At 35.6% G+C, this 11419-nt stretch carries 8 protein-coding genes and 1 pseudogene; 4 read left to right on the plus strand and 5 right to left on the minus strand.

Annotated features, from left to right (window positions below; translation table 11 throughout):
• Positions 1-731 (minus strand): IS5 family transposase (locus tag MKL51_RS11855; RefSeq protein WP_270893817.1); only part of this gene is annotated, 731 nt, incomplete at its 3' end.
• A 402-nt stretch (positions 732-1133) separates the two neighbouring features.
• Here MKL51_RS11855 and MKL51_RS11860 point away from each other — a divergent pair.
• Together MKL51_RS11860 and MKL51_RS11865 are read left to right on the plus strand one after the other, a co-directional pair.
• Complete coding sequence (locus MKL51_RS11860) at positions 1134-3224, plus strand: putative bifunctional diguanylate cyclase/phosphodiesterase (RefSeq protein ID WP_002120960.1); 2091 nt, start codon at positions 1134-1136, stop codon at positions 3222-3224.
• 147 nt (positions 3225-3371) lie between these two features.
• On the plus strand, positions 3372-3815 hold the full coding sequence (locus MKL51_RS11865) for a universal stress protein (protein ID WP_002120966.1): 444 nt from the start codon (positions 3372-3374) through the stop codon (positions 3813-3815).
• A 54-nt stretch (positions 3816-3869) separates the two neighbouring features.
• Here the strand turns inward: MKL51_RS11865 and MKL51_RS11870 are convergent, their stop codons facing one another.
• Positions 3870-5306, minus strand: coding sequence for a glucose/sorbosone family PQQ-dependent dehydrogenase (locus MKL51_RS11870; protein ID WP_002121021.1), 1437 nt, complete (start codon positions 5304-5306; stop codon positions 3870-3872).
• Positions 5307-5699: 393 nt separating this feature from the next.
• Between MKL51_RS11870 and MKL51_RS11875 the strand changes: the two genes are divergently transcribed.
• Both MKL51_RS11875 and MKL51_RS11880 read left to right on the plus strand, forming a co-directional pair.
• Entirely contained in the window at positions 5700-6332 is a 633-nt protein-coding gene (locus MKL51_RS11875) for an SOS response-associated peptidase family protein (RefSeq protein WP_005068940.1), read from the plus strand.
• Positions 6333-6557: 225 nt separating this feature from the next.
• Positions 6558-8012, plus strand: a complete 1455-nt coding sequence (locus MKL51_RS11880) for a SulP family inorganic anion transporter (RefSeq protein WP_032006462.1) — start codon at positions 6558-6560, stop codon at positions 8010-8012.
• A 45-nt stretch (positions 8013-8057) separates the two neighbouring features.
• Here MKL51_RS11880 and MKL51_RS11885 read toward each other — a convergent pair.
• The 3 genes and pseudogenes from MKL51_RS11885 to MKL51_RS11895 all read right to left on the minus strand — a co-directional run bounded on the left by MKL51_RS11885 (position 8058) and on the right by MKL51_RS11895 (position 11365).
• Positions 8058-9235 (minus strand): annotated as a pseudogene (locus MKL51_RS11885) (S8 family peptidase).
• Between the two features lie 561 nt (positions 9236-9796).
• Positions 9797-10078 carry a DUF6527 family protein gene (locus MKL51_RS11890; RefSeq protein WP_005073920.1) on the minus strand — a complete coding sequence of 94 codons (282 nt, stop codon included), beginning with the start codon at positions 10076-10078 and terminating at the stop codon, positions 9797-9799.
• Between the two features lie 261 nt (positions 10079-10339).
• On the minus strand, positions 10340-11365 hold the full coding sequence (locus MKL51_RS11895) for an IS30-like element ISAba125 family transposase (protein WP_079265503.1): 1026 nt from the start codon (positions 11363-11365) through the stop codon (positions 10340-10342).
• Between the last annotated feature and the right edge of the window lie 54 nt (positions 11366-11419).

Below are 11419 nucleotides of genomic sequence, written 5' to 3' on the forward strand. Positions count from 1 at the left end.
CGTTTAATTGTTCGAAGTAATTCATTTCGCTCTAGCGAGCTACTCTTTGTATCTTTCCATGGTTTCGCATTTTTTCTAGGTGGAATCACCGCATGTGCTTGCCGATCTGCAATGACCTGACGGCATTGCTTGGTGTCATAAGCTCCATCGGTATAAACAGAGTCAATCTGCTCATCTTGTGGAATCTGATTAAGTAAATCACCAAGCACCTGTGAATCACAGACATTATTGGTTGTGAGCTGAATAGCGCGTATTTGTAGGGTTTTGGCATCTATACCAATATGTAGTTTACGCCATTGGCGACGATATTCAGCTCCATGTTTCTTGCGTTTCCATTCGCCCTCACCTAGAAACTTCATCCCTGTAGAGTCTACGAGTAGATGCAGCCCATCGCTACTTTTTTGGTAGCTGATTGCAATATCAATATGCTTTTGTCTTCTACAAAGCGTACTGTAATCTGGTGCGGTCCAATTTAATCCGCAAAGTTTAATCAGACTTTGCACAAAGCCAGTGACCATACGTAAAGATAGACGGAATAAGGATTTAATCATTAAGCAGCATTGGATGGCTGCGTCGGAGTAGGTTTGATTTCGCCCTTGTTTGCCTTTTGATGGAGCATACCATTGCGTAGCAGGATCAAACCAAAGGGCAATATTTCCGCGATTAATGAGTGCTCGGTTATATGCGGGCCAATTGGTTGTGCGGTAGATTTTGTGTGTAGGCTTCTTCATTTGAAAATTATATCGCTGAAAAAGCCTTTACAGATAGGTTTGTGCAACAAAGCCTATTATGAATAAAATTTGATTTATCAAATTCTTTATTTTTTATCTTTACTCCTTCTACTTTCTTAGTTTTATTTTTAATATGACAAATATATATGGATAATTATAAGCTGCTGTTTTAATAAGTTTTTTACAAAAATAAGCATAAATATTTTTTTAAAGAAAGATAAATAAAAATTAATAAATAACAAAAACATAAATTAAATCTTTAGTATATATTAGTTTTAATAACTCAATTTTAGTTCAAAAAAAATACACATAAAATTTATTATTTGCTGTTTTGCTTACTACAGAAAGATTACAATAATGGCTAATAAATAGATTAATCAACACAATCTTTCTAGGCATGTTATGACTTCAATGTCGAACAACACCCAAAAGCATTTTATTGTTGAGCAAATTCCACTCCCGACTTGGGTGAGTGATGAAAATGGCTTGATATTATATTGCAATATAGAGTGTACAGAATATTGGTTGGATACTTTTTCTCCATTGCCAGCGCAATGGCTAGATTTTATTTATCCTACCGATTTAGATGAAGTCAAAAACAGATGGCTCGAAGCAATTCGCCTACAAAAAAGAATCGAATTAAAATGTCGACTTTTACGAGCTGGAAATCAATATAGATGGTGCAAACTATCGATTCAAGCATCTAAGTATCGCAGCTCCTCACAAACTAGCGAATGGTATGTTAGCTTTTTAGATATAGATCACGATATTCAAGAACAACAAAACTTGCAAAAGAACATTGAAATACAAAATCAGATGTTAGATATCAGTGTAGATTGCATTAAAGTTTTAAATGTAGACGGCACACTTTCTCACATGAACAAATCAGGGTGCCTCGCTTTAGGTGTACCTGTTGATGAAACAGAATTTGGAATGAAATGGCTCGAACTATTACCACCGCACATTCGTAAACGCGGTCGAGTCGCTTTGAAAAAAGCTCTTCAAGGTAAAGTTGCTAGATTTGCAGGAATGAGCTGTTTGCCAGATCAGGATCCTGAGTATTGGGATAATATGCTTACCCCGATTCATCGGGAAAATGGTGAAATTGGACAAATCCTTTGTGTCTCACGTAATGTTACTCAACAACATTTGGCAGAAAACCAGCTTAGGAATATGAGTGAGAGAGATGAACTGACCGGATTATATAATCGGCGTTCATTTAAATTTCAACTTAAGCGTACTCTCTCATATTCAAAAGACACTCAAACAAGTGTAGGGTTACTTTTAATTGACCTCGACCACTTTAAACATATTAACGATACTTTAGGGCATAGCGCAGGCGATCATCTATTAAAAGTTCTCTCCAAACGCTTTAGTCATTGTGTAGATGATGAAAAGTGCGTTGTCGCGCGACTAGGCGGAGACGAATTTGCGGTTATTATTAATAACCTTAATTCTGAAAATGATGTCCGAGAGTTAGCAGCCATTTTACTTCAACAGTTAAATCAGCCGATTACCTATTTAGGTAATGTCTTAAATGGTGGGATGAGCATTGGCTGCGCAATTTACCCGCAAGATGCCGTAGACCAGTCAGGTTTGCTCAGTTGTGCCGATATGGCATTGCATGATTTAAAAGCGCGTGGTCGTGGTGGTATTCGCATGTATGATCCATGCATGATGCAAATGACTGAAACTGTCGCTTCTCAGCTTAATTTAGCTCGTCAGCTGATTCGCCATCATACCATCCAACCCTATTATCAACCTAAAGTAGACCTAAATACCCATCGTGTAGTGGGATTTGAAGCTTTATTAAGATGGCATACAACCTCAGCTCAAAGAGGCTACCCAGCACAAATTGCGGAAGCTTTTAAAGATTATAATTTAGCGAGTAAGATCGGTGAAACGATGCAACACCAAGTTTTACGTGATATCGCTAAATGGATAAATCTTGGTATTACCCCACTCCCTGTTTCACTAAATGCTGCACCAGTTGAGTTCTTAAGAGATAATTATGCTGAGAGACTTTTGAAAAAGGTTAATCAATTTCAAATACCGACGCATTATATTGAAGTGGAAGTCACTGAGCACATGCTAGGCGACCGAGGCTCGGAATATGTGATCCGTGCACTTAATAAATTAAAACAGCATGGGGTACGTATTGCACTTGACGACTTTGGGACTGGTTTTTCATCGCTAACCCATATTCGCGATTACCCGATTGACAGTTTAAAAGTAGATTGTAGCTTTATCCAAAAGATGCAACATGACCCATCAATTTATGCGATTGTCCAAGCAATTGGTTTACTCGCTCCAAATTTATCACTCGGGCTTATCGCTGAAGGAATTGAAACTCCAGAACAAGAAGAACTACTTCGACAATTTGGTTATAGCATAGGTCAAGGATTCTTGTTTGAATCTGCTATAGATGCTACTCAGGTTATTTCCATACTTAAACAAAATCAGCCTTACTTAGAAAGTCATTACAATCTTTGAAAATAAGAGGTTTAATGAACCTTTTAGTTTTTATTCATACTAAAAATAAACAATAATTTTTTAAAAACTGTTCATAATATAAGCATAAAGATAATAATTTCGGTGTTTCCGCACCATACATTGTCACAAGACAATAAGGAGCAATATATGAGTTATCACCATATCTTGGTTCCAGTCGATGGTTCTCCTACTTCACTTATTGCCGTTAATCATGCAACAGCAATTGCTAAGGCCTTTGGCAGTAAAGTGACTCTAGTATATGCACTTACCATAGATCCTTTCATTTCTGTAGAGTTCATCGATAGTACAGAATTAGCACAGGATTATTTTAATAAAGCTAGAGCATCGATTCAGAGCATTTTAGACCAAGCTAAAGAACAATTTAGCCAACATGGAATTTCTGTTGAAACAAAAATTGTTGAGGGTCAAACAATCCACACAGAAATTATTAAAGCAGCTAATGAGCTAAAAGCAGATTTATTAGTGATTGGCTCACATGGGCGAAAAGGGTTTAAAAAGTTCTTCTTAGGAAGTGTGACTCAAGCCCTTTTAGGAGAAATTCATTTACCGGTATTAGTCGTAACTGAATAGTTTTCTAAAACTAAAAAAACCGATCTTTATAGATCGGTTTTTTAATGCACTGTATTACTTAGCCTTATAGGTGAACTTAATGAGAGATCCTGGGTTTTCTAATGTATTTGTTACTGAGCCATCATCTTTTTGGACATTTCCGGCAGTATCAGTTAATACATATAAGACATTCCCATCTGGACTTGCAATCACATCACGATAACGGTTGTTGCTCTTAAACATCGGTACAGCGTCATCATAAGTAGTGCTATAAGTTGGATCTAACTTAATACGGAAAATGACACCACGTTTTAAAGATGGAACCAATAATGTATTTTCCCAACCAGTAATTGCTTTTTTACCGCCCTTATAGACATAGGCAGATGACGGTGCAACTGTTGGCCAGCAAATGTAGGTCATCTCTCCACAAGTTGGATCGTTATAGTTGTAGGTATCTTGAACGGTATATAAAGTTTTTAATGGTGGGACAAAGTTTTTACCAGTCCATTCAGATTCTTTCGTCACAGGGACCCCTGCGGCTACTTTTACTCCATTTTGAGCTAAATCCTTAATTGACTTATTGGCTGCTGCTGAATAATTTGCATAAGCATAGCCACTATCATCTTTATAACCTGCTACATTCGGCCAACCATAATTGCCACCTTTGACAATGAGGTTAATTTCATCGTCAGAGTTTGGGCCTTGTTCAGACTGCAATAATTTACCATTTGGAGTGAATGCTAAGCCCTGCGGATTACGATGTCCAAGTGTATAAATATGGCTAACCACCCCGTTAAAACTTGGATTATCCTTTGGAATACTTCCATCAAGATTTAAGCGTAGTACTTTACCCATATAGGTGTGATAGTCTTTACCATTCAGTTCTTGTTGAGTTGGCGTATGTTGTGCTTGATTTGGCAAGAACAAATAAGCAAGCTGGTTACGCCCTTGGTCACCAATCGTATAATAAATCTTTTGATCTGGCCCAATGACAAGACGACCTGACTGATGGTCTTTTGATGAAGGTAATCCTGCTAATAAATCGACTGGCTTCTCGAGCGTATCTGTGGATTTATTATAGGTATAACGACGAATAATCGTTTGGTTCGGTAATTCTTTATCTGTAGATTTCGGATTTTTAAATGTACCTGAAATATAGATATAAGGATTATTTTTAAAATCAGGATGGAAGGCAAAACCTAATAAACCATTCTGCCCATCAGCATCATTGACAATCTCTGGTACCTGAAAAACTGTTTTTACACTACCCGACTCTGGATTAACTCTTAGAATCTTACCTGTTGCTCGCTCAGTTAACCAAATTTGATTATCTGGTCCCCATAACAAAGCATGCGGCTTATTTAGATTAGATAGAATAACTTTCTTGTCAAAGTTCTCTGATTTCGCTTTAGCAAATTGAGATGGAGTTAGAGGAACATCAGCAAATGCTGAGAGTGTAACTAGCTGAACAGCGCTTAATAAAGCAATTTTAGCCAATAAATGTTTATTCATGTGTCCACCTTATAAATTGTCAAAATTTTCCGAGAATTTTTAAACCTTTAGCAACTGGTTTGTACGAGTTCTCTATATGATTTGTATTATGATGAATAACGAATCTATTAAAATCTAAATTTCTGAAAGGCTCTGTTGCATAAAAGTAGCTATTAAAACTGAATAAACTCTCTTTAAGATGAGCAACTTAACTATACGATTTATCTATTCTATTAATTTTATATCTGAAACTTTTTTGAAATGGCCATGAGTTAAATAAATATTTATTAACGAAGTAATTGATAGTTAAAAATTAATACTCAAAGAGACAATTCTAATTATAAAAATATACATCACTAAAGACTAAAAGTTAGAAGCTGTAATTGAGAGCTATTTTTACAACGAAGGTGTCTTATGTGTGCAAACTTTAAACCTATTAAGAAAATACATGCCAATCAATTAGAGTTATTTGAACCCACTTTTGAATATAAGATGGATATTTTCCCAAGTGATGATTGCCCACTTATTTTATCGAATGAAAATGAGCTTGAGTGGAGAAAAGCTAAATTTGGAATGCTTCCCCCTTATGCCAAAGAAATTGCATTCAAATATGCAACGTATAATGCCAGAACAGAAACAGTACAACAAAAGCGCTCTTTTAAACATGCTTGGTTAAATGATCAATTTGCGCTTATTCCTGTTGAAGCCATTTATGAACCTAAATATGTCAATGGAAAAGCACATTGGTATGGTATTTTCCGGCAAGATGGGCAACCTTTTACACTGGCTGCGATCTTTGAGGAAACACTTATTGATGGACAGAAAATTAGGTCAATGTCGCTATTAACAATTAATGCTGATCATCACCCTTTCATGAAACAATTTCACAAACCTGATGATGAAAAACGTTCGGTTATTGTGATACCTGATAATCTTAGAAATGATTGGCTCAACTGTACTCATTCTGAAGCCAAAGATTTTTTCTTAGATATGCCTGCGAATGAATTTGCCTCAATGCCAAAAGCTGAAATGAAAAATTATAATTAAATCGGTTTAGTCGACTTAGGTTAGTCAGCCTTAAAAACTTATGCTATTCTTCGGGCACTTTTAAATGTCTCAAACTCTCTATACCTATGATACTTACGCCACCTTAAGTTTATTTACCCCTATCCCTTGTAAATAACTCATCACTGTTTAGTGATGTGGTGTAGTCGTTTGTGTTGGTATATCACATCACTAGCCTTTCAAAATTTAGAACTTAGGCTATTTCTCATGTTATCGAATGTCCGAGAACAATGGTTCTCTAATGTCCGCGCAGATATTCTTTCCGGTCTTGTTGTGGGTCTTGCTTTAATTCCAGAAGCAATTGCATTTTCAATTATTGCGGGTGTAGATCCCAAAGTCGGTTTATATGCATCCTTTTGTATTGCCGTTATTATTTCTTTCGTAGGCGGTCGTCCAGCTATGATTTCGGCAGCTACGGGTGCCATGGCTTTGGTTATGACAACGCTCGTAAAGGAACACGGGCTTCAATACTTATTCGCTGCGACAGTATTAACTGGCGTCATACAGATTTTGGCCGGATATTTTAAACTTGCCAAACTCATGCGTTTTGTTTCTAAATCGGTGGTTATTGGATTCGTTAATGCCCTTGCCATACTCATCTTTATGGCTCAATTACCAGAATTGGTAAATGTGACGTGGCATGTCTACTTACTAGTAGCAATTGGTTTAGGAATTATTTACCTTTTCCCCTATATTCCAAAAATTGGAAAGTTCTTTCCCTCGCCCCTTATTTGTATTGTAGTAGTAACATTACTCGCTATTTTTTTAGGGTTTGATGTTCGAACTGTTGGTGATATGGGTTCATTACCAGATACGTTACCTATATTTCTAATTCCGAATATTCCTTTAAATTTAGAAACCCTCCTTATTATTCTTCCATATTCTTTAACCCTTGCCGCGGTTGGCTTACTTGAATCAATGATGACTGCAACAATCGTTGATGAAATGACAGATACATCTAGTGATAAATTTCAAGAATGTAAAGGTCAAGGCATTGCAAATATCGCTTCAGGTTTTATGGGAGGTATGGCGGGTTGTGCCATGATTGGTCAATCAATGATTAATGTAAAATCGGGTGGTCGCACACGCTTATCCACTTTTTGCGCAGGTATATTCTTACTTATTCTCGTTGTATTTTTAAGTGACTGGTTAAAGGTTATTCCCATGGCCGCTCTGGTTGCCGTCATGATTATGGTATCAATTAGTACTTTTGAGTGGAGTTCACTGACTCAATTTAAAAATAATCCTAAAAGTAGTAATGTCGTTATGATCGCAACCGTTATTGTAGTAGTTGCTACCCATAACTTAGCGTTAGGTGTATTAACTGGAGTATTACTTTCAGCACTTTTCTTAGCAAATAAACTTGAAAATGATATTCGTATTGAAACTTCATTCGAGGGTCAAGCTCGTCTATATGAATTAAGAGGTCAAATATTTTTCAGTTCATCTGAAAAATTTATGCAAGGTTTTAACTTTAAAGAAGAAATTAAAGAAGTCATTATTGATCTTACCCACTCTCATATTTGGGATGTGACTTCAGTTGCCATGCTAGATTCAGTAGTAAATAAATTTCAAAAGAACGGTATTCAGGTAACGGTTCGCGGTTTAAATGAAGCCAGTTCAATCATGATTGATAAATATGGTACTCATGCAAAAATCTAAAAAAGGTCCTTCGGGACCTTTTCCAATTTCAAGACATACTTCTTATTAAGGTGATTTATATAACAATCGATTTGGGCTACCAGAAGGATTTTTTACCACATTACTACTTGCTTGATTTAACAGATTAGTTGAGATTGTCTGAGGTGTTACTGTAGGTGTACTTTGCAACATTTCAGCTACGACTCCAACAACATGTGGAGTAGCCATTGAAGTTCCATTTAAAACTTTAGTTGCTGTATTGCTCCCAATCCATGAAGAATTGATCTGGTTTCCTGGCGCAAAAATATCAACGCAGCTTCCATAATTAGAATAACTCGCTCGTGTATCAGTATATCTGTAGCAGCGACAGTAATTGCCTTACCTACTCTGGCAGGAGAAGAACTACATGCATCTGTATTCGAGTTTCCTGCAGCCACAACCATTACATAGCCATTATTAAATAAGTTTTCTACTGCACTATCTAAAGATGCGTTTGCTTCACCACCTAAAGACATATTCACTACAGCTGGCTTTTTACCATTTTTTAATATCCAATCTAGCCCCGCAATCACATTACTCGAAGCACCAGAACCATCACATCCTAAAATCCGAATAGGCACTAAGCTTACATTCTTGGCAACCCCATAGGTACTACCACCCACTGTTCCTGCCACATGTGTACCATGACCATGACAGTCGTTTGTGCCATTTCCATCAGATATCGCGGTATATCCACTTAATACCCGTCCAGAGAACTGTTGATGTGTAGACAATATTCCTGTATCAACAATATAAGCGGTTGTGCCTGAACCTGTTTGTAAGTACGAATATGCTGAATCTAGAGGTAAGTTTTTTTGGTCAATACGATCTAGTCCCCAATCTGGGTTGCTTTGGGTAGTCGCATCAACTTTCATGATTGTGTCATTTTCTACTGAAACGACTTTTGGATTTTTTTTCATGGCTTCAACAAAAGTAGTACCGGCAACATCGGGTAAATAAATTGCAAATCCCTTAAGTACAGCATCATAGGTCTGTAATACCTTCCCACCATGTTGTTTAGCAATACCTTGTGCAAACTCGTTAGAAGAACCCACATCCTTATTAAGAATAACAATATATTGATTTTTAATAATTCCTTTTGCTTCAGATGAGCCTAATACAGAATTTGTTGTAGCAGGTGCAGCATATGTTAAATGACTCAGCGCTATTGCTAAAAGAAAAGTCGAAACTTGGCAAAACTTCATAGAAAATCTCCATATTTTTTACTTTAGACATCATTGTTATGATCAGTACAGTCTTTATATTTAGGGATTAACATCTTTAGAAAGGAATTTTTATTATATTCTCCATATATTATAACCACGTCATGTTTTCATAAAACTTGGACCTATACAATGCTATTATCTTTTTTCAATTAAAATTGAGAACCAATTCAAATAAACCAATAAATCAAACATTTTAGAATAAATAATTACCTTACTTTATTTATAATTTAGTTTAGGTGGGATGTATAATGTAAAAATATATAATCATTAAAAATAATATAAATGTAGAAATAATGAGATATGTTCCAGTTGTATTAAAGCTTTTTAAAAATTTCCAGATATCCATAAATAAAAATATAAAACAGTAAGTTATGAAAATTCTTGCAAATTATAATATAGCCTTCAACTAAAAGAGATTTACAATTTTTTAAACTATATGTGTTCAGTATCAAATATGTAAAGATATATTGCAAAAATATGTGATAATTAAGGAAACGTGCAGTCCTTTAAATGGCCATAATTAATAAATACTAAAATCAATTATATTCTATAGTTTTTTAATTTTAGTTCTGGCAGCTCAACCTTACAACCAGCTAAATGATGCCTACAATTAACGCTATATTCGATAAAGCCATCTTTAATAAAGTAATTACAATATTCATTTATACTTATGATGGGATCAAATGTCGGTTTTTCCAAGTTACCATTAAAAAACCATTGGTTGCCGTTAGAGAAAGGATAATGTACAGGAATATAATGAAGATATCCGCAAGCAGGACACATATGTTTATACATACCTCCTTCGAAATACTGTACTTTCATTAACACTCCTTTAAAAATAAAAAAGCCAACTCATAAGAGCCGACTAAACCAATTATTTAAAGATTCTATATATTATTAAATTATGTACTATAGCCTTCTCTCTTTTATTTTTCTGTTTTTAATTTATCTAACCTATATGACAAATTCATGAACTTCCGAGTGTAATCTCACCCTTTGTTAGTTTGGTAAAATATATTTTATATAATCTATTAATTAAATGATAATTCCAGTTAAATAATGAAAAGCAAATACTAGGCGAATTCAAACATGAGGTGCGACAGTTTGAAAAGTCTTATGATAATCAACAAGCTGAGCAAATTTCTCTAATGGTGTAAGCCAATCTAACGCTTTTCTAGGACGAGTATTCAGTGACATGGCAACTTGATTTAAATAATGCTGATCTGCCTGATTTAAATCAATCCCTTTAGGTAAATATTGCCTAATTAAACCATTCATATTTTCGCATGTGCCTTTTTGCCAAGGTGAATGTGGGTCACAGAAATATACATCTATGCCTAAATCTTCTTCGAGTATTTTATGTTCTGACATCTCGCGTCCACGGTCATAGGTCAACGTTTTACGCAGTTCTGCAGGTAAATATTTCAGAGCTTCAGTTAAAGCCTTGCGCACTGATTCTGCCTTTGCATCAGGTAATGTTGCCAAGATACAGAGCCGTGTATTTCGTTCAATAAGTGTTGCTATCGAACTTTTATTGTCTTTACCTTTAATTAAATCAGCTTCCCAATGACCCGGTATTTTTCTTTCTTGAACTTCGGCTGGGCGCTCATGAATAGTTTTAATATCCTGTAATATAGAATCTTTTTTAGGTTCACCGTTAGCTTTTCGCTTTTTATTTTCATGACGCAGACAGGATAATAAGTCTTTTTTCAACTCACCCTTGGGTAATGCTCGTATCGTTGAATAAATCGTTGTATGGCTTACATTCATTGTTTGATCCAAATCAGGAAATGTCTTTAAACGCTTTGCTATTTGCTGAGGAGACCATAAACAACGGATCGCTTCAACAATAAATTTCCAGAGGATTGAATCGATTTTGAGTTTTCTGTGACCACGTCTACGTCTAGCGAAGGTGTTATCAGAAGCATATCGAGCTTGATAAACGTCATTGATGCTATTTCTTTTAAGCTCACGATAGATCGTACTAGGATGTCTTTTAATGAGTTCAGCAAATTTTCTGGCTGAAAAGCCTTCTTTTCTTGACTCAAGCATTAATGCAGTACGATCTTCAAAGTTAAGATGATGGTATGACAATTTTATATACTCCATAAACCCTTTAAATTAATTAGGTGGTTTATGTCGCACTTCAAGTTTTACTCTGCC

It is taken from the genome of Acinetobacter sp. AOR18_HL, from assembly GCF_027855145.1.
Classification (GTDB): domain Bacteria; phylum Pseudomonadota; class Gammaproteobacteria; order Pseudomonadales; family Moraxellaceae; genus Acinetobacter; species Acinetobacter pittii.